Origin of the sequence: Streptomyces sp. NPDC029674 (assembly GCF_044903205.1) — a bacterium.
Taxonomy (GTDB): Bacteria; Actinomycetota; Actinomycetes; order Streptomycetales; family Streptomycetaceae; genus Streptomyces.
Genome location: NZ_JBJDPY010000012.1, coordinates 1 through 17,781 on the forward strand (window position 1 = coordinate 1; position 17,781 = coordinate 17,781).

At 71.8% G+C, this 17,781-nt stretch carries 16 protein-coding genes; 2 read left to right on the forward strand and 14 right to left on the reverse strand.

Annotation, left to right across the window (positions count from 1 at the left end; all coding sequences use genetic code 11):
* Positions 1 to 158: 158 nt before the first annotated feature.
* The 9 genes from ACI2L3_RS26575 to pdhA form a co-directional block, all read right to left on the reverse strand.
* Positions 159 to 704: a bacterial proteasome activator family protein gene (locus ACI2L3_RS26575; RefSeq protein ID WP_404754908.1), complete on the reverse strand. Its 546-nt coding sequence runs from the start codon at positions 702 to 704 to the stop codon at positions 159 to 161.
* A gap of 80 nt (positions 705 to 784) precedes the next feature.
* The gene (locus tag ACI2L3_RS26580) at positions 785 to 1,210 is read right to left on the reverse strand and encodes a hypothetical protein (protein ID WP_404754909.1); all 426 of its coding nucleotides are present in this window, start codon (positions 1,208 to 1,210) and stop codon (positions 785 to 787) included.
* A 135-nt stretch (positions 1,211 to 1,345) separates the two neighbouring features.
* Positions 1,346 to 2,323: an NAD(P)H-quinone oxidoreductase gene (locus ACI2L3_RS26585; RefSeq protein WP_404754910.1), complete on the reverse strand. Its 978-nt coding sequence runs from the start codon at positions 2,321 to 2,323 to the stop codon at positions 1,346 to 1,348.
* A gap of 109 nt (positions 2,324 to 2,432) precedes the next feature.
* Positions 2,433 to 3,530 (reverse strand): potassium channel family protein, encoded by a 1,098-nt coding sequence (locus ACI2L3_RS26590; RefSeq protein ID WP_404754911.1) that lies wholly within the window; start codon positions 3,528 to 3,530, stop codon positions 2,433 to 2,435.
* Complete coding sequence (locus ACI2L3_RS26595; RefSeq protein WP_404754912.1) at positions 3,527 to 5,167, reverse strand: molybdopterin molybdotransferase MoeA; 1,641 nt, start codon at positions 5,165 to 5,167, stop codon at positions 3,527 to 3,529. Before ACI2L3_RS26595 ends, ACI2L3_RS26590 begins: the two co-directional genes overlap by 4 nt.
* On the reverse strand, positions 5,164 to 6,126 hold the full coding sequence (locus ACI2L3_RS26600) for an NTP transferase domain-containing protein (RefSeq protein WP_404754913.1): 963 nt from the start codon (positions 6,124 to 6,126) through the stop codon (positions 5,164 to 5,166). Before ACI2L3_RS26600 ends, ACI2L3_RS26595 begins: the two co-directional genes overlap by 4 nt.
* Before the next feature lie 84 nt (positions 6,127 to 6,210).
* Positions 6,211 to 7,782 carry a dihydrolipoamide acetyltransferase family protein gene (locus ACI2L3_RS26605; protein WP_404754914.1) on the reverse strand — a complete coding sequence of 524 codons (1,572 nt, stop codon included), beginning with the start codon at positions 7,780 to 7,782 and terminating at the stop codon, positions 6,211 to 6,213.
* Positions 7,782 to 8,798: an alpha-ketoacid dehydrogenase subunit beta gene (locus ACI2L3_RS26610; protein ID WP_404754915.1), complete on the reverse strand. Its 1,017-nt coding sequence runs from the start codon at positions 8,796 to 8,798 to the stop codon at positions 7,782 to 7,784. The genes ACI2L3_RS26605 and ACI2L3_RS26610 overlap by 1 nt, the downstream gene beginning before the upstream one ends.
* On the reverse strand, positions 8,795 to 9,940 hold the full coding sequence (gene pdhA, locus ACI2L3_RS26615) for a pyruvate dehydrogenase (acetyl-transferring) E1 component subunit alpha (protein ID WP_404754916.1): 1,146 nt from the start codon (positions 9,938 to 9,940) through the stop codon (positions 8,795 to 8,797). Before pdhA ends, ACI2L3_RS26610 begins: the two co-directional genes overlap by 4 nt.
* Positions 9,941 to 10,126: 186 nt before the next feature.
* Between pdhA and ACI2L3_RS26620 the strand changes: the two genes are divergently transcribed.
* On the forward strand, positions 10,127 to 10,696 hold the full coding sequence (locus ACI2L3_RS26620) for an Lrp/AsnC family transcriptional regulator (protein ID WP_404754917.1): 570 nt from the start codon (positions 10,127 to 10,129) through the stop codon (positions 10,694 to 10,696).
* An 18-nt stretch (positions 10,697 to 10,714) separates the two neighbouring features.
* Here ACI2L3_RS26620 and ACI2L3_RS26625 read toward each other — a convergent pair whose 3' ends face one another.
* Complete coding sequence (locus tag ACI2L3_RS26625) at positions 10,715 to 11,308, reverse strand: TetR/AcrR family transcriptional regulator (RefSeq protein WP_404754918.1); 594 nt, start codon at positions 11,306 to 11,308, stop codon at positions 10,715 to 10,717.
* Positions 11,305 to 12,816, reverse strand: a complete 1,512-nt coding sequence (locus ACI2L3_RS26630) for a 3-hydroxyacyl-CoA dehydrogenase (RefSeq protein WP_404754919.1) — start codon at positions 12,814 to 12,816, stop codon at positions 11,305 to 11,307. The genes ACI2L3_RS26625 and ACI2L3_RS26630 overlap by 4 nt, the downstream gene beginning before the upstream one ends.
* Before the next feature lie 197 nt (positions 12,817 to 13,013).
* Here ACI2L3_RS26630 and paaN point away from each other — a divergent pair, with 197 nt between their 5' ends.
* The gene (paaN, locus tag ACI2L3_RS26635; protein WP_404754920.1) at positions 13,014 to 14,705 is read left to right on the forward strand and encodes a phenylacetic acid degradation protein PaaN; all 1,692 of its coding nucleotides are present in this window, start codon (positions 13,014 to 13,016) and stop codon (positions 14,703 to 14,705) included.
* A gap of 12 nt (positions 14,706 to 14,717) precedes the next feature.
* On the opposite strand, the gene ACI2L3_RS26640 is transcribed toward paaN, so the two are convergent.
* Genes ACI2L3_RS26640 through ACI2L3_RS26650 form a run of 3 tightly spaced genes read right to left on the reverse strand, consistent with a single transcriptional unit; the run spans position 14,718 to position 17,649 of the window.
* Complete coding sequence (locus ACI2L3_RS26640) at positions 14,718 to 15,497, reverse strand: TrmH family RNA methyltransferase (protein ID WP_404754921.1); 780 nt, start codon at positions 15,495 to 15,497, stop codon at positions 14,718 to 14,720.
* Positions 15,494 to 16,810: an HTTM domain-containing protein gene (locus ACI2L3_RS26645; RefSeq protein ID WP_404754922.1), complete on the reverse strand. Its 1,317-nt coding sequence runs from the start codon at positions 16,808 to 16,810 to the stop codon at positions 15,494 to 15,496. The genes ACI2L3_RS26640 and ACI2L3_RS26645 overlap by 4 nt, the downstream gene beginning before the upstream one ends.
* A complete protein-coding gene (locus tag ACI2L3_RS26650) occupies positions 16,807 to 17,649 on the reverse strand; it encodes a DUF5819 family protein (RefSeq protein ID WP_404754923.1) in 843 nt (280 codons plus the stop codon). Before ACI2L3_RS26650 ends, ACI2L3_RS26645 begins: the two co-directional genes overlap by 4 nt.
* Between the last annotated feature and the right edge of the window lie 132 nt (positions 17,650 to 17,781).

Here is a 17,781-nt window from a genome sequence, read left to right on the forward strand (position 1 = left end):
GTTACCCCTTGAGCCCCTGCTCCCGGCCCCCCCCCCACTGCGGTATTTTTCTCCCCCCGCCCGCCGCGCGGGGCGGGCCCCGCCCCCCCCCCCCCCCCCCCCCCCCCCCTCGGCGTAGCTGTTCTGCGTAGCTGTTCGGACGTGTGCGGGGGGGGCGGCTACAGGTACGGGCCTCCCGTGCGGCCCGCGATGCCGCCGCTCTCGTCCTCCTCGTCGCCGCCGCCCACGCCGGGCGGCAGCGCCCTGCGCATCTGCTCCAGCTGGGCCCGTGCCGCCATCTGCTGCGCGAACAGGGTCGTCTGGATCCCGTGGAAGAGGCCTTCGAGCCAGCCGACCAGCTGGGCCTGCGCGATTCGCAGCTCCGCGTCGCTCGGCGTCGCCTCCTCGGTGAAGGGCAGCGAGAGCCGCTCCAGCTCCTCGACCAGCTCGGGGGCGAGGCCGTCCTCGAGCTCCTTGACCGAGCTGGCGTGGATCTCCTTGAGGCGGACCCGGCTCGCCTCGTCGAGAGGAGCCGCCCGCACCTCCTCGAGCAGCTGCTTGATCATGCTGCCGATGCGCATCACCTTGGCCGGCTGTTCGACCATCTCCGTCACCGGGACCTCGCGGGATTCGTCGTCTCCGCCGCCACCGAGAGCCATTCCGTCCTGGCCCACGACCAGGACCTGGGGGCTCTCCGGCGACCGTTCGTTCCTCGGCATCTCCATGCCGCCATTCTCTCGCACGCGAACATCACACATCGGTGGTGCCCCCGTACGGGACTGATCCACCCTCAGCCGCGGCCGCGTCAGCCCCGGCGCAGCCGCAGACCGAGGAAGCCGAGGCCCAGGCCGATCAGGAGCAGGCCCGCGCCGAGGGGCAGGACGCGGAGGTTCGGGAGGACAGGTCCGACGGGCGTCTGCCCCGTGGGGTCGAACGCCGGGTCCTGGTGCGCCGCGGGCGTCGGCATGGGCTGTTGCGGGGGCGGCGGGATCCGGGGCGGGGTGTAGGGCCGGGGCGGCAGGTCCGGGGGCGGGGGCTGGGCCCGTCCGGGCCGTTCGCGGCCCTCACCGGGACGGCTCCCGGCACGGGACGTCTCGTCGACGGTGGTCACGGGACGTCGCTGCGGGGCGTCGGCCGCGTACGAGACGAGGCCGGGAAAAACCGCTGCCAGGACCGCGAACAGCGCCACGACGAGGAGGAGGGGGCGACGGCACGCCCGGGAAGCCTGCACTGTGCTGACCCCCTCCCGCTGCCGGGTGACCGAGATCAAGAAGGTTCACTGCACCAGCAACAAGCGTCACATGGTGCAACGAATCCGGCATCTCGACCCGGAGCCCCGGAGCCCCGGAGCCGCTGAGCCGCTGAGCTACCGCGTGAGGAGCACCTTCCCGATGTGGCTGCTCTCCTCCAGGACCCGGTGGGCCGCCGCCGCGTCGCTCATCGGCACCGTCCGGTCGACGATGGGCCGCACATGGCCCCCGCCGATCAACGGCCACACGTGCTCCCGCACCGCCGCGACGATGGACGCCTTCTCGGCGGGCGGGCGGCCGCGCAGGGAGGTGGCGGTGACGGCGCCCCTCTTGTTGAGGAGCGCGCCGATGTTCAGCTCGCCCTTGGCACCGCCCTGCATGCCGATGATGGCGAGCCGGCCGTTGACGGCGAGGGCCTGGACGTTCCGGTCCAGGTATTTCGCGCCCATGTTGTCGAGGATGACGTCCGCGCCCGCCCCGTCCGTGGCCCGCTCGATCTCCTCGACGAAGTCCTGCTCGCGGTAGTTGATGAGGATGTCGGCGCCCAGCTCCCCGCAGAAGTCCAGCTTCTCCTTGCTGCCCGCCGTGACGGCGATCTTCGCGCCGACGGCCTTGGCGAGCTGGATCGCCATGGTGCCGATGCCGCTGGAACCGCCGTGCGCGAGCAGCGTCTCGCCCGGCCGCAGGTGGGCGATCATGAAGACGTTCGACCAGACCGTCGAGGTCACCTCGGGCAGCGCGGCCGCCGTGACGAGGTCGACGCCGTCGGGCACGGGCATCAGCTGACCGGCCGGCACGACGACCTTCTCGGCGTATCCGCCGCCCGAGAGCAGCGCGCACACCTCGTCGCCGACCGCCCAGCCGGAGACGCCGGGGCCGAGCGCGGCGATCCGGCCCGAGCACTCCAGGCCGGGGTACGGGGAGGCGCCGGGCGGCGGGTTGTAGAACCCCTGCCGCTGCAGCAGATCGGCGCGGTTCACGGCGCTGGCCACCACGTCGACGAGCACCTCGCCCTCACCGGGCACGGGATCGGACACCTCGGCCCACACGAGCGCTTCAGGACCACCGGGTTCGGGAATCGTGATCGCATACATACGGCCGAGGCTACTCGCGTCCCCCGACTCCGCACCCGCCACGCGCCTGCCTCCGCCCCAGCCCCTGCCCTTGCACCTGCCCCTCTCGGTTCGGCGGCAGGGTTCCGTTTCAGTTCGGCGGCATTGGCTTGAGGTCCGGGGCGACTGCCGTGCCGGGGGAGGCGCGGACGATGGTGATCAGCCGGTCCGTCAACTCCAGCTTGCCGACGGCCGGATCGTCGTAACCGAGGACACGGTGACCTCGTACGACACTCACCACCAGGTCGTCCGTGTCCCGCACGCTCCGGCCCACCTCGGCCTTTATCACCGGCCGCTCGACGAGATCGAGCCCGCTGCCCTGCTGGATCAGGTCTTCCATCACCATGCCCGCGCTCGGGCTGAGCACGGAGAGACCGAGCAGCCGGCCCGCCGCACTGGCGCTGGTGATCACGGCGTCCGCGCCGGACTGACGGAGCAACGGCGCGTTCTCCTCCTCGCGCACCGCCGCCACGATCTTCGCCCCGCGGTTCAGCTGCCGCGCGGTGAGGGCGACCAGCACTGCCGTGTCGTCGCGCTGCGTCGCGATGATGATCTGACGGGCCCGCTGCACCTCGGCGCGGAGCAGCACATCGCTGCGCGTCGCGTCGCCGATGACGCCCGCGAACCCCTCCGCCGTGGCCGCGTCGACCACCTTCGCGCTGGGGTCGACGACCACGATCTGGTCCGGCTTCAGGCCGGTCGCACAGACGGTCTGGATCGCCGAGCGACCCTTCGTACCGAAGCCGACGACAACAGTGTGTTCACGCAAGTTGGACCTCCAGCGGGACAGACGCCATTCCTCACGCGTCCGTTCCGTGAGCACTTCGAGGGTGGTGCCGACCAGGATGATCAGGAAGAGCACGCGCAACGGCGTGATCAGGAGAATGTTGGTGAGCCGGGCACTGTCGCTGTACGGGACGATGTCGCCGTATCCGGTGGTGGAGAGCGTGACCGTCGCGTAGTACGCCGAGTCGAGGAAGTCGACGTGCTGGTCCGAGTTGTCGTGGTACCCGCTGCGGTCCATCCAGACGAGGCACGTCGTCAGAGCGAGCACCAGCAGCGCCATCGCGAGACGCCGGGTGACCTGCCGCAGCGGCCGTACGACCGCACGCTGGGGCAGTTTGATCCGGTGGGTCGCATGGTGCTCGTCGGGGTGACGCGCGATGGCGTCATGCCCGGGAAGTTTCACGTGAAACGCTCCTCGACGTCTACGCCTGTCTCGACTCCGGCTTCAGCGCCGGGTTCAGCGACGGGTCGGGTGCTGGTGCGGGTTCCGGTGCCGGACCCTTCGAAGGGTTCAGGGTGTGAACCCGTGCCACTGCCCATGCCCGTGCCACTGCCCATGCCGATGCCCGCGCCCACGTCCGGCACCGCCCACGGCAGGTCCAGGATCTCCAGCTCCTGCCCCTTGCGCGCCCCGCCGGGCGGCACGACCGCGAGGCCGTCGGCCGCCGCGATGCCGCGCAGCATCGCCGGGCCGTTGAAGCGCAGCGGCACGGCCCGGTCGGCGCGCAGGGTGACGGGGACGAGCCGGGTGTCGTACGGGTGGCCGTGGACGTCGTCGCGCAGGGGCGCGGTGTACGTGGAGGGGCCGCCGCAGCCGGACGCGCGCCCGGAGAGCGTGCGCAGCAGGGGCTCGGCCAGGGTCAGCAGTCCGGAGACGGCGGCGAGCGGGTTGCCGGGCAGTCCGACGAGGTGCTGCCCGGGCCGGGTGCGGGCCAGCAGCATGGGGTGCCCGGGGCGGACGGCGACCCCGTCCACGAGCAGGTCGGCGCCGATCCGGCGCAGGGTGGGGTGCACGTGGTCGACCGGCCCCGACGCCGTACCGCCCGTCGTGACGATCAGGTCGGCGGTGGACCCGGTGATCGCCCGGTGCAGGGCTTCGGCGTCGTCCCCGAGGCGCCGGACGGCGGTCACCTCGGCACCGAGCGCGTGCAGCCAGGGCGGCAGCATCGGGCCGAGCGCGTCGCGGATGAGGCCCTCGTGCGGGAGGCCCTCCGTCAGCAACTCGTCGCCCAGGACGAGGACTTCGGCGCGCGGTCTGCGGACCACCGGCAGCGTGTCGTACCCGGCGGCCGCGGCCAGTCCGAGCACGGCGGGCGTCACCAGGGCGCCGGCCGGCAGGAGGTGGTCACCGGAGCGGCACTCCTGGCCGCGCGGGCGGATGTCCTGGCCGGGGACGACCTCGCGCAGGGCGTGCAGCCTCGCCTTGTCGTCGGTCCGGCCGTGCTCGCTGCGGAGCACCGCGGTGGCGTCCTGCGGGATGCGGGCGCCCGTCGCGATGCGCACCGCCTCTCCGTCGGCGAGCGCGTCGGGGCGGCCGTGTCCGGCCAGGACGCCGTCGGCCCGTACGTGCCAGGGGCCGGGGCCCGCGACGGCCCAGCCGTCCATGGCGGAGGTGTCGAAGGAGGGCAGGTCCGTCAGGGCGGTGAGCGGGGCGGCGAGGATCAGGCCGATGGCCCGGTCCAGCGGCACGGGGACGGGGTCGCTCGCGGGACCCGGCGCGGCTCGACCGGCGCGGGCGCGTGCGGCGGGCCAGGGCGTGATGTCGCGGTGTTCGCCGTCGGCACGGTCAGGGGCGGGGCTGATGCCGGGGCCGGGGCTCGGTGCGGTGCCGGCGAGGCGGGCAGAGGGGGCGGCCGGGGCGGACGCGGTTTCCGGGTCCGACTGCGGGCTCGACCGGGGGTACGACTGCGGCACCGGCCCCGATTCCGGCTGCGGCTGCGGCTGGGAGGACGACGCGGCTGCCGCTGCGTACGCACGGTCCCCGTTCACCAGGGCGAGTGCCTCGTCGAGCTCGGCGTCCGGCGCGGGCTGCCCGGTCATCCGGCGTCCGGAGGCGTACTGGTGACGTCGGGCTTGGCGTCGGGCTTCGCGCCCGGCGTGGCGTCGGGCTTCGCGTCCTGCCGGTCCTCGTCCGCCCAGCGGGCCGCGAGCGCCACGGCCTTGCGCGTCGCCTCGGCCACCGCCTCGGCACCACCGGTCGTACCCTCGCCGGCCGTCCCGGCCCGCGAGGCGGCCTGCGCCGCGGCGTATCCGACGAGGAACGTGGTCAGCGGTGCCGCGGGCCTCGCCACACCGTGCGCGGCGTCGCGAGCGAGGTCGAGGAGGGCGCCGGTGTCGACGTCCAGGTCGATGCCCAGCTCGTCCTTGACTGCGGAAATCCATTCATCCAACACGGTGCCATGCTCCCTGATGCGCGCCCGGGCGGTGGCAACGTCGTCCCAGGTGTCGCAGTCGAAAGCGGCGACAGGGTCGGCCACCCGCGCGAGCTCCAGCCGCGCGGTGAGCCGCCGCAACGGCAGCCCGGCGAGCGCGCCGCCCGCCTCGTCCGCGACCGCCGCGATCTCCCGCTGAAGGGTGTCCCGTCGATAGGCCGCGACGAGCGGCTGGTCACGGCCGTCGGGGTCGGTGAGGACCGCCCCGTCAGCGCCGCTCTCGTCGAGGACGGTGAGGAGCCGTCCCACGGTCTGCTCGCCCAGAAACGGCAGGTCGGCGGAGAGCACCACCAGGCGCTCCGCCCCGGCGTGCCGGAGCCCCGCGTCGAGCGCGGCGAGGGGGCCGCCGCCCGCGGGCTCCTCGCGCGTCCACACCACGGGTCGCGAAGTCGGTCTCGGCGCGGCCACGACGACGGTGGTCCCGGCGCCGGAACAGGCCGCGAGGACACGGTCGAGGAGCGTCCGGCCCCCGACCCGCACCCCCGGCTTGTCCGCACCGCCGAGCCGCGCGGCACCGCCCCCGGCGAGCACGACCGCGTCGTACGAGCCGACTTCGTTTCTGGTCACCCTCCGAGTATGGGCATAGGAAGGATCATTGACACCCCTGAAAAAGCCCCTAGGGGCAAGGGACTTAGCTCACGCGGGGTCCGCTCATACCGACCGCAGCAGCACCGCCGGCTGCTCGACGCAGTCCGCCACGTAGCGCAGGAAGCCGCCCGCCGTACCGCCGTCGCACACCCGGTGGTCGAAGGTGAGCGACAGCTGCACCACGTGCCGCACCGCCAGTTCCCCCTGGTGGACCCATGGCTTGGGCACGATCCGGCCCACGCCGAGCATGGCCGCCTCCGGGTGGTTGATGATCGGCGTGGAACCGTCGACCCCGAACACCCCGTAGTTGTTGAGCGTGAAGGTCCCTCCGGTAAGCTCCCCCGGCGTGAGCGTGCCCGCCCGCGCGCACTCCGTGAGCCGGATCAGCTCCGCGTTGATCGAATCCGTCGACCGCGACTGGGAGTGCCGCACCACGGGGACGACCAGTCCTCGCTGCGTCTGCGCCGCGAAACCGAGGTGGATGTCGGCGAACTGCCGCACCTCCCGCGCTTCCATGTCCACGGACGAGTTGAGCATGGGGAACCGGGTCAGCGCGGCGACGCTGATCCGGGCGAGCAGCGCGAGCAGCGAGACCTTCTGGCCGTCGCGTTCCGTCATCGCCGCGTTCATCGCCTTGCGGGCCGCGAGCAGCTCCGTCGCGTCGGCGTCGACCCAGCAGGTCGCCTCCGGTATCTCGCGCCGGCTGCGGGCCATCTTGTCGGCGACCAGGCCCCGGATGCCGGTCAGCGGGTGCCGGGACTCTATGCCCGCGTTCCGCGGCTCCTGCCCCGCCGCCACCTGGTGGCGCGCCTCGGCCCGGTTCGCGCGGATCAGCTCGTCGTCCTCACGGACCGCCGCCTTGATCGCCGCAGTCCTGCGCGCCGCGGCGCCGGTCTCCGCGCCGGTCTCGGCGTCGCTCGCCGAGACGTGCGGGTGGGCGGGGGCGGAGGAGCCGCTGGGAGTGACGGGGGCGACGGGAACACGGGGGGCCACGACGGAAACTCCCGAAATAGCCGACTCGACGTCGGCCCGCGTGATCAACCCGTCCGGCCCCGATCCGACGAGGTTCCGTAGATCCACCCCGTTCTCCCGCGCCAACTTCCGTACGAGAGGCGAGATCACCGGAACCGGCCCATCCGAAACGACCGGCCCGTCCGAAACGACCGGCCCGTCCGAACCAGCCGGGCCCTCCCCCCGAGAGGACGCGACCGCCCCGGTCGAGACAGGCCGCACCCTCCTACGACGCTTGGGCGCCGCCCCCGTCCCGTACCCGACCAGCACGTTCCCGGAGGACTCCTCCTCGGCCGTCTGCAGGGCCCGCTCGGCGGGCTCCTCCGGGGCGCCGTCCCTGCCCGCCGCACCGGACTCGGCCGGGCCTCCGACAGCGACCGTCAACAGCGGAGCACCCACCGGAAGTTCTTCACCCTCCCCGCCGAAGCGGGCCGTGACCACGCCTCCGTAGGGACACGGCACCTCGACCATCGCCTTGGCCGTCTCGACCTCGACGACCGGCTGGTCCACGGTGACGACGTCACCGACCTCGACGAGCCAGCGGACGATCTCCGCCTCCGTCAGCCCTTCCCCGAGGTCGGGCAGTTTGAATTCCAGACTGTTCACATCGAAAGCAGCGGCCATCAGTTCTCCGCCTCCCACTGAAGCCGTGCGACCGCGTCCAGGATCCGGTCGACGCCGGGCAGATGGTGCTTCTCCAGCATGGGCGGCGGATACGGGATGTCGAAGCCCGCGACCCGCAGCACCGGCGCCTCCAGGTGGTGGAAGCACCGCTCGGTGACCCGCGCGGCGATCTCGCCGCCGGGGCCGCCGAAGCCCCCCGACTCGTGCACGACGACCGCACGCCCCGTACGCCGCACGGACGCGGCGACGGTCTCGTCGTCGAAGGGCACCAGCGAGCGCAGGTCGACCACTTCGAGGTCCCAGCCCTCGGCGCGCGCCGCCTCGGCCGCCTCCAGGCAGACGGGCACGGACGGGCCGTACGTGATGAGCGTGGCGCTGTGCCCGGTGCGCCGCACGACCGCGCGGCCTATCGGTTCAACGGTCTGCGGGTCCTCCGGGTTCCAGTCGGCCTTGGACCAGTAGAGGCGCTTCGGCTCGAGGAAGACGACGGGGTCGTCGAAGGCGATGGAGGCGCGCAGCAGGCCGTAGGCGTCGGAGACCGTGGCGGGGGTGACGACATGGAGGCCCGGCGTCGCGATGTAGTACGCCTCGGAGGAATCGCTGTGGTGCTCGACGCCGCCGATGCCGCCGCCGTAGGGCACACGGACGGTGATGGGCAGCGGCATGGCTCCGCGCGTGCGGTTCCGCATCCGGGCCACGTGCGAGATCAGCTGCTCGAAGGCGGGGTAGGCGAACGCGTCGAACTGCATCTCGACGACGGGCCGCAGCCCGTACATCGCCATGCCGACCGCCGTGCCGAGGATGCCGGCCTCGGCCAGCGGCGTATCCGTGCAGCGGTCTTCGCCGAACTCCTTGGCGAGCCCGTCGGTGACCCTGAAGACGCCGCCGAGCGCTCCCACGTCCTCTCCGAGGACGTGCACGGACGGGTCGTCGGCCATCGAGTCCCGCAGCGCGCGCCCGAGGGCCTGCGCCATGGTGGCCGGTTTGGTGGCGGGCTTCGCCGCGACCGTGGTCATCGTGCTTCCTCCTCCGCCTCTTCGGAGGCGACTTCCAGCTCGGCGCGCAGCTGTGCCGCCTGCTCACGCAGTTGCGTGGTCTGCTCGGCGTACACGTGCGTGAAGAGGTCCATCGGGTCGAGCGTGGGGTCCTGGTTCATGCGTGCGCGCAGGTCGGCCGCCATGGCCTCGGCGTCGTCGCTCGCCTGCCGCCTGGTCTCGTCGTCCAGGAGTCCGCGCTCCGTCAACTCCCGCTCCAGGAGCAGGATCGGGTCGTGGTCGCGCCAGGCGTCGACGTCGGCGTCCTGGCGGTAGCGCGTGGCGTCGTCGGCGTTCGTGTGGGCTTCCATGCGGTACGTGACGGCCTCGACGAGCGTCGGGCCACCGCCCCTTCGCGCGCGGGATACCGCTTCGCTCAGCACCTCGTGCATCGCCACCGCGTCGTTGCCGTCCACCAGGCGTCCCGGCATGCCGTATCCCACGGCCTTGTGGGCGAGGGAGGGGGCGGCGGTCTGCTTGGCGAGCGGCACGGAGATCGCGAAGCCGTTGTTCTGTACGAGGAAGACCACGGGGGCCTGCCACACCGCGGCGAAGTTCAGCGCCTCGTGGAAGTCGCCTTCACTGGTGCCGCCGTCGCCGACCATGGCGAGCGCGACCACGTCGTCACCTTTGAGCCGGGCGGCGTGCGCGAGCCCCACCGCGTGCGGCAGCTGGGTCGCGAGAGGAGTGCTCAGGGGCGCTATGCGGTGCTCGCGCGGGTCGTAACCGGTGTGCCAGTCGCCGCGCAGCAGCGTCAGCGCGCTCACGGGGTCGAGGCCGCGGGCGACGACGGCGAGCGTGTCCCGGTAGCTGGGGAAGAGCCAGTCCCGCTCCGTCAGGGCGAGCGCGGCGGCGACCTCGCACGCCTCCTGCCCGGTGCTGGAGGGATAGACCGCCAGCCTGCCCTGCTTCGTCAGGGCCGTCGCCTGCGTGTTGTAGCGCCGGCCGCGCACCAGTTCCGCGTACAGGCGGCGCAGCAGGGCCGGGTCGGCCTTCTCGGCGGCCCGGGTGCCGAGGACGCGGTACGGCTCCGCGTCCGGAAGCAGCGGCGCGGGGTCGGTCCTGGGCTGCCAAGCGGGGGGCGGGGCGGGCCGGTAGGCACCCCGCTGCTCCATGACCGTCATGACGGCACCTCCTGGGAAGCGGTCTCCTTGTGGGAGTGGCAAAAGAGGCGCCGACGTGATGCGCCTCACCTACCGATTGTTCGGTCGACGGCACATTTTGGCTACAGGCACCTCCAGGCTGTGGACAAACGGTTCTGCACAGCCTGGGATGGATGCAGTACGTCCATGGTAGGGAGGCGGGGGGACATGGCTTCTGAACGAATGGCCGACGGCCAGGACGGCGACCAGCCGGAGCCCCGGGTTCCTGAAACCCGCGCCTCCGAGGCCCGGGCCCCCGAGCCTCGGCCCCACGAGCCGCCGGTCGCCGACCCCCGCCCCTTGGACGCCATCGACCGCGACATCCTGCAGATCCTGTACACGGACGGCCGCGCGTCGATACGTGCCGTGGCCGAGCGCGTCCACGTATCGCGGGCCAACGCGTACGCGCGCATCAACCGCCTCATCGACGACGGCGTCATCCGGGGGTTCGGGGCGCGGATCAACCACGAGCGCGCCGGTCAGGGGGCATCCGCATACATCACGCTCAAGATCGTCCAGAACACCTGGCGCACGGTGCGCGAGCATCTGCGCGCGCTCCCCGGCGCGTCCCACATCGCGCTGGTCAGCGGCGACTTCGACGTCCTGCTCCTGGTGCACACGCCGGACAACCGCGCGCTGCGGGAACTGGTGCTCACCCGGCTGCAGGCCATCCCCGAAGTACTCAGCACGCGTACGTTGCTGGTCTTCGAGGAGGACGACATGGAGCCAGAGAGCTGACCCGGCGGCGGCCAGGGCTCAGCGGTCGGTGCGCAGGCCCGCGAACGCCAGCTGCACCACCGCGTCGGCGATCTGCTCGCCGTTGGCGGCGCCCCGGCTCTCCGGCCGGTACCACTCCACGATGGAGTTGATCATCCCGAAGAGCAGCCGGGTGGCCAGCCGCAGGTCGCCGTCGGAGCGCAGGTCTCCGTCCGCGGCGGCCTCCTTGAGCAGCTCGGCCACCTGCTGGTCGAACTCCCTGCGCCGCTCCATGGCCCACCGCTCGGTGTCCGTGTTGCCGCGCACCCGGAGCAGCAGCGTCACATAGGGCAGTTCGGCGACCAGCACCTCCACGGTGCGGCGCGTGACGTACTCCAGGCGCTCCACCGCACTGCCCACGCGCGCGTGCTCCTCGGCGAGGATCCCGAAGAGTCCGTCGAGGGCTCGGCTCACCGCGCGGCGCAGCAGCTCCTCCTTGCCCGCCACGTGGTGGTAGATCGACGACTTGGAGATGCCGGCCGCCTTGGAGAGGTGCTCCATGGAGGTGCCGTCGTATCCGCGCTCGTTGAAGACCCGGACGGCCACGCTGAGCAGCGTCTCCGGGGTGTACGTGTCCCGGCGGGCGGTGGTCATGAGTACTCCTCTCGCACGGCCTGGCGCCGCAGTGCCTGGGAGGGCGCGTACCGCCCTGTGGGGTACTCGTCGTGCAGGACGTCGAGCGCCTCCGCCACGCGGTACGTGGTGAGGCGGCGGCCCCATTCGATGGGCCCGAGCGGGTAGTTGACGCCGAGGCGCATGGCGGTGTCGATGTCCTCGGCGTCCGCCACCTCGCGCCCGACCGCGTCGAGGGCGAAGTCGACGAGCATCCACACCGTGCGGGCCACGATCATCCCCGGGGCGTGTCCGATGACGCTGACCTTCTTGCCGAGCGCCTGGAAGAGGCCGATCGCTTCCTTCAGGGACTGCTCGCTCACCCTGCTCGACGCGGCGAGGGCGATCCTCGTCGCGGTGCGGTAGTCCAGTGCGAGGTCGAAGTGGATCGTGGGCTCCTCCGCGGTGTCGGCGGCCGTACCGTCGGCCAGGGCGAGCCGGGCACCACTAGGGAGCTCTATGTATCCGGGGTAGCTCGGTACCCCCTTGCCGCGGCCGACCTTCACGCCCGCCTTCCCCATCAGGTCGATCAGCGCGTCCGCCGGGAAGAGGTCACCGTGCACGGCGACGGACGCCGGGGCCTTCTCGGCCGACGCGGTGTGCGGCTCCGCGCGCGGGGCGTCGTCTCCGTACGCGTACCAGCCCTGCCCCGACTTCCGTCCAAGACGGCGTGACTCGACGAGGCGGCGCTGGGCCAGTGAGGGCGTGAACTTGGGGTCCTGGAAGAAGGACTCCCACACGGAGCGCGTGACGGCTTCGTTGACGTCCTGGCCGATGAGGTCGGTCAGCTCGAAGGGCCCCATCTTGAAGCCGCCGCACTCGCGCAGGACAGCGTCGATCGTGGCCGGGTCGGCGACCCGCTCCTCGTACAGGCGCAGCGCCTCGGCGTAGAAGGGCCGCGCGACGCGGTTGACGATGAAGCCGGGAGTGTCCGCGCAGCGCACCGGGGTCTTGCCCCAGGCCTTGGCGGTCTCGTACGCGCGCGTGGCCGCCGATCCGTCCGTCGCGAAGCCGCTGACCACCTCGACGAGGGGGAGCAGGGGCGCCGGGTTGAAGAAGTGCAGGCCGACGAAGCGGCCCGGCGCGCGCAGGGCGCCCGCGATGGCGGTCACGGAGAGGGAGGAAGTGTTGGTTGCCAGCAGACAGTCCTCGGCGACGACCTCTTCGAGGTCCTGGAACAGCCGCTGTTTGACGTCCAGACGCTCCAGGATCGCCTCGATGACGAGGCCGCAGTCGGCGAGTTCGGCGAGGCTCTCGGCAGGGGTGAGCCGGGCGCCGGCCGCGGCACGGTCCTCGGCGGTGATCCTGCCCTTCTCGACGAGCCGGTCCAGGCGGGCACCGATGGCGTCGGCGGCCTCCTGTGCGCGGCCGGGCACGGCGTCGTACAGCCGCACGGGGTGGCCCGCGACCAGGGCGACCTGGGCGATGCCCTGCCCCATGGTTCCGGTACCGACCACGGCAACGGCGCTGCTGAGCTCGAGTGCTGTCATGCTCGCGATCCTCCCGCACGGCCCGCCGACCGGAGGGTTCGGGGGTGGCCGGGGAGAAGTTGTCCACAGGTTTCGCGGACCCTCTTGTCCCGACCGATCGTTCGGTTACTCTAGCTGTGACAGAGCGTTCCTGCCCACCGTCCCTGCCCAGCTCGCCAGCTCGATGAAGAGCTGCCCGAGGAGGAGTTGGTCCCGTCATGGCCGCCGAACTCACCGCGCACCAGCTGATCGCCAAGCACCGGCCCACCCTCGACCAGGCGCTGGAGACCATCCGCACGCGTGCGTACTGGTCTCCCCACCCCGAGCACCCGAAGGCGTACGGGGAAGACGGCAGCCTGAGCCTGCCCGAGGGAAAGGCCGCCTTCGACGCCCTCCAGGGCACCCGCTTCGACCTCGACCAGCCCGGCACGGACGACTGGGTCGGCAGCGAAGTGTCGCCGTACGGCCCTGAGTTGGGGATCAAGTATCCCCACCCGGACATCGACACCCTGCTCCCCGCCATGCGTGCCGGAATGCGTGACTGGCGCGACGCGGGCCCGGAAGCGCGCGCGATGGTCTGTCTGGAGATCCTGTCGCGGATCAGCGCCCGTACGCACGAGTTCGCGCACGCGGTCATGCACACCAGCGGACAGGCCTTCATGATGGCCTTCCAGGCGGGCGGCCCGCACGCCCAGGACCGCGGCCTGGAAGCGGTCGCCTACGCGTACGTCGAGCAGACCCGCACCCCCGACGCCGCCGAGTGGACCAAGCCGCAGGGCAAGCGCGACCCGATAGCGCTGAACAAGCGGTTCACGCCCGTCGCCCGCGGCATCTCGCTCATGATCGGCTGCAACACCTTCCCGACGTGGAACGGCTATCCGGGGCTCTTCGCCTCGCTCGCCACCGGTAACCCCGTCCTGGTCAAGCCGCACCCGCGCGCGATCCTGCCCCTGGCGCTCACGGTGCGGATCGCCCGCGAGGTCCTCGCCGAGGCGGGCTTCGACCCGAACCTCGTCTGTCTGGCCGTCGAGCGCCCCGACGAGGGCATCGCCAAGACCCTCGCCGTGCGCCCCGAGATCAAAATCATCGACTACACGGGATCGACGTCGTTCGGCGACTGGCTGGAGGCCAACGCCCGCCAGGCGCAGGTGTACACGGAAAAGGCCGGGGTCAACACGGTCGTCGTCGAGTCCACGGACAACTACAAGGGAATGCTGGCCAACCTCGCCTTCTCCCTGTCCCTGTACAGCGGCCAGATGTGCACCACCCCGCAGAACCTGCTGATCCCGCGCGACGGCATCGAGACGGACGCCGGCACCAAGTCGTACGACGACGTGGTCTCGGACCTCGCGTCCTCGGTGAGCGGCCTGCTCGGCGACGACGCCCGGGCGAACGGCATCCTCGGTGCGCTGGTCAACCCCGACGTGAAGACGCGCCTGGAAGCGGCCGCCGGCCTCGGCGAAGTCGCCCTCCCCTCCAGGGAGATCGCCAACTCCGAGTTCCCGGACGCCGTGGTCCGCACCCCGGTGATCGTCAAGCTGGACGGCGCCAAGCCGGACGCCGAGGCGGCCTACCTCAGCGAGTGCTTCGGCCCGGTCTCCTTCGCCGTCGCCGTCGACTCCGCGACGGACGCGGTGGAGCTGCTGCGCCGCACGGTGCGCGACAAGGGAGCGATGACCGTCGGGGCGTACACGACGTCGGAGGAGATCTCCGCCGCCGTGGAGGAGACCTGCCTCGAAGAGTGCGCCCAGCTGTCCCTGAACCTCACGGGTGGCGTCTACGTCAACCAGACAGCGGCGTTCTCCGATTTCCACGGCTCGGGCGGCAACCCCGCGGCGAACGCCGCACTGTGCGACGGCGCGTTCGTCGCCAACCGCTTCCGGGTGGTGGAGATCCGCAAGGACGCGTGACGCCCGGCGGGTTCAGGTCTCCGGCCCGGGAGGCCTGCCCGCCGACCAGTGGAAGAGCGTCATGCCGACGCTCGTCGCCAGGTTGTAGCTGGAGACCTGGGGGCGCATCGGCAGGGACACCAGGTGGTCCGCGCGCTCCCGCAGCGCCGCCGACAGGCCGCTGCGCTCGGACCCGAAGGCGAGCACGGCATCGTCCGGGAGCTTCAGCCCTCTGATGTCCGCACCCTCCGCGTCGAGGGCGAACACCGGGCCCGGCGGCAGCGCGGTCACGTCCACGCGCTCCACGGCGGTCGCGAAGTGCAGACCCGCACCGCCGCGCACGACCGTGGGATGCCAGGGGTCGAGCGTGCCGGTCATGACGACGCCGGTCGCCCCGAACCCCGCGGCCAGCCGGATCACGGCACCCGCGTTGCCCAGGTTGCGAGGGTCGTCGAGCACGACGACCGGCGCCGACCTGGGCATCCGTTCCAGTGCCTCGAGGTTGTCCGCGCGGGAGGGACGCACTGCCAGGGCCGCCACCGCCGTGGGGTGCAGCCGCGGCACGAGGGCACGCAGCCGCTCGTCCGGGACCTGCGTCAGCAGCGTGTCGAGGGCGCCCTTCACGTCCGGCGCGAGCTCGTCCGCGAGCGCCAGGGCGGCGGCCCGGTCGCTGGTCAGCGCGACCGGCACCCGTGCGCCGAACCGCAGGGCGTGCTTGATCGCGTGAAACCCGTCGAGCAGCACGGAGGTGTCGGCGAGCCCGTGCCAGGCGCGTACGGCGCCGTCGGGGCCCGCCTCATCCGTGCTGTTCATGGGGTGAAGCCTACGCGCGCGTGCTCGGTGGGCTCCTTGCCCCGCTTCTCGCCCACGGCACGCGGACCCGGCACGGCACCTTCACCGGAACTACCGCTACTACCGGAGCTACGGAGCCCAAGGGAGGAACCGGCGAATCTGACGGACCGCAGACGGGAAACCACCCCTCCACGCGCGCGTGCCGCCCATCCGCCCAGCCGACGCAGGAACGACGTCGGCAGGAACACCGCGTCGGCCGCGATCATCGCGAGCGAGAAGAACGGCAGCCCCAGCACGACCGCGATCACGGCGTGCTCGACGATCATGGCGGCCAGCAGGACGTTCTTGACCCGGCGGTTGAAGAGCGTGAAGGGGAAGGCCACCTGCACGGCGACCGTCCCGTACGTCACCAGCAGCACCATGGTGCCGCTGGACGAGAGCAGTTCGGAGAGCGCGGGCCAGGGAGAGAAGTAGTCGAGGTTCAGCGGGTAGTAGACGGCCGTGCCGTCCTGCCAGCGACTGCCCTGGATCTTGTACCAGCCGGCCGTCGCGTAGATCAGACAGGCCTCGACCATGATGACCAGCAGCCCCGCGTTGTGGGCCAGATTCGCCACGACGTCGAGGAGCTTGCGCAGCTCGCTCCGCGGCGCCCGGCGCCCCACGACCCACCACAGGCCGTGCACCAGCCACAGCCCCCAGAAGAACAGCAGCCACCCGCCGCTGAGCTCCCCCATGAACGTCACGACGGACAGACCGAGCCCGAGGACCCACCACAGAACGGCCCCCGTCCGGTCGACCGGCACGGTCGCTTCCGCGCCGGTCCCGTCCTCCGCACCCTCCACGCGCGCGCGTGCACGTACGCGTGCCGCACGACGTGCGTCCAGCGACCAGACCTGGCCGCACCGCGTGAAGACCAGATAGGTCGACATGAGGTGGATGACGTTGTCGCCGCCGTCCCCCATGAAGATGCTGCGGTTCTGCAGCGACAGGACACCGCCCATGAAGAGCACGGACATGGCACGCGTGTGCCAGCCGAGCAGCAGCAGGACGCTGCTGACGATCCCCAGCGCGTAGACGATCTCGAACCAGACCTGCCCGTCCGACCACATGAGTGCGGTGAAGGCGCCGTTGCTCGCGATGAGCTGCTGCGCCATGTCCCAGTTCCACGGCCCGTCTGGGCCGTACATCTCATGGCGGTGGGGGAGTTCGCGCAGCAGGAAGAACAGCCAGGTGGCGGCGAATCCGATACGGATCACCGCGGTCTGGTACGGGCCGAGGGCGAACCCGGTCACCTTGTTGATGCCCCGCGTGGGCGGACGCTCGAAACGGATCACCGGGCAGTCCCCTCCGCGTGCGGACGCGCACGGTCCGTCTCACCGGCGAGCGGCAGGTCGGCCGGTTCCACCGACCACCAGGGGAGGACCCGGTAGGCCGGCTTGAGGGAGACCTTCTCGTCGCTCCACTTCGGCGGCCGCACGTTGGTGGTCTTCGAGCGCAGCTGCACGCGCGCTATCTCGTCCCCCTTGCCACCCGGCTCTTCCCGGTCGAGCCGCATGTACGCGATGCGGCGGATGTAGCGCTCGGAGAGCTGGCCCCGCAGGCCGACGGGACGATTCTGCGAGTCGTGCGAGCCCACGTAGAAGTCCCAGGCGCGGCGGAGTTCGTTCTGCTGCGTGTGGCTGGGCAGCAGGCTTCCGTCGATGTCGGCGCCGTCCTGCGCGGAGAGTTCGTACCAGTCCGTGGTCCGTACGCCCCCTTCGGCCGTACGGAGCTCCGCGCGGGCCTGCACCGCGACGTTCTGCTGCAACGGGTTGGGCGCGAAGAGCTTCCAGTTCTGCTCGAACTCGGGGTAGATCCACTCGTCGATCACGTCCCCGTGCTGCTTGCTCAGCGTGTTCGAGGGTGCGACATGGAGGAAGAGCATCCCGACGTGGACGCAGGCGGCCACCGCGACGACCGCCAGGGCACACGCGGCGGCGATCTGGTACCCGAGCTTGAGCCCGGCGATCCCCGGCGCGACCGGCTCCACCGACTGCCCCTGCTCCACCGGTGCCGCCGCCTCCTTCGGCTCCGCCGACCCCTCGGGCTCCGCCGACTCCGTTGGCTCCCCCATCGGCGCGGGCTCGTCAGGCCCGGCGGCCTCGCCGCCCGAACCCTTGTCGTACCCGTCCATTCCGCCCCGTTCCCCGTTCCCGCACCGGACCCTGCCGCCGGAACGGTACTCAGGGCTGCCCCTCACGCACAGCGTCCGTGAAGTTATCCACAGGGTTGACACCTTATGGCGGAGGGCCGCACCATTGAATTC

Coding starts and splice junctions, on each gene's coding strand:
- ACI2L3_RS26640 (WP_404754921.1), bottom strand. CDS start 15,497: ATGAACAGCACGGATGAGGCGGGCCCCGACGGCGCCGTACGCGCCTGG.
- paaN (WP_404754920.1), top strand. CDS start 13,014: ATGGCCGCCGAACTCACCGCGCACCAGCTGATCGCCAAGCACCGGCCC.
- ACI2L3_RS26620 (WP_404754917.1), top strand. CDS start 10,127: ATGGCTTCTGAACGAATGGCCGACGGCCAGGACGGCGACCAGCCGGAG.
- ACI2L3_RS26585 (WP_404754910.1), bottom strand. CDS start 2,323: ATGTATGCGATCACGATTCCCGAACCCGGTGGTCCTGAAGCGCTCGTG.
- ACI2L3_RS26595 (WP_404754912.1), bottom strand. CDS start 5,167: ATGACCGGGCAGCCCGCGCCGGACGCCGAGCTCGACGAGGCACTCGCC.
- ACI2L3_RS26575 (WP_404754908.1), bottom strand. CDS start 704: ATGGAGATGCCGAGGAACGAACGGTCGCCGGAGAGCCCCCAGGTCCTG.
- pdhA (WP_404754916.1), bottom strand. CDS start 9,940: ATGACGGTCATGGAGCAGCGGGGTGCCTACCGGCCCGCCCCGCCCCCC.
- ACI2L3_RS26610 (WP_404754915.1), bottom strand. CDS start 8,798: ATGACCACGGTCGCGGCGAAGCCCGCCACCAAACCGGCCACCATGGCG.
- ACI2L3_RS26625 (WP_404754918.1), bottom strand. CDS start 11,308: ATGACCACCGCCCGCCGGGACACGTACACCCCGGAGACGCTGCTCAGC.
- ACI2L3_RS26605 (WP_404754914.1), bottom strand. CDS start 7,782: ATGGCCGCTGCTTTCGATGTGAACAGTCTGGAATTCAAACTGCCCGAC.
- ACI2L3_RS26650 (WP_404754923.1), bottom strand. CDS start 17,649: ATGGACGGGTACGACAAGGGTTCGGGCGGCGAGGCCGCCGGGCCTGAC.
- ACI2L3_RS26630 (WP_404754919.1), bottom strand. CDS start 12,816: ATGACAGCACTCGAGCTCAGCAGCGCCGTTGCCGTGGTCGGTACCGGA.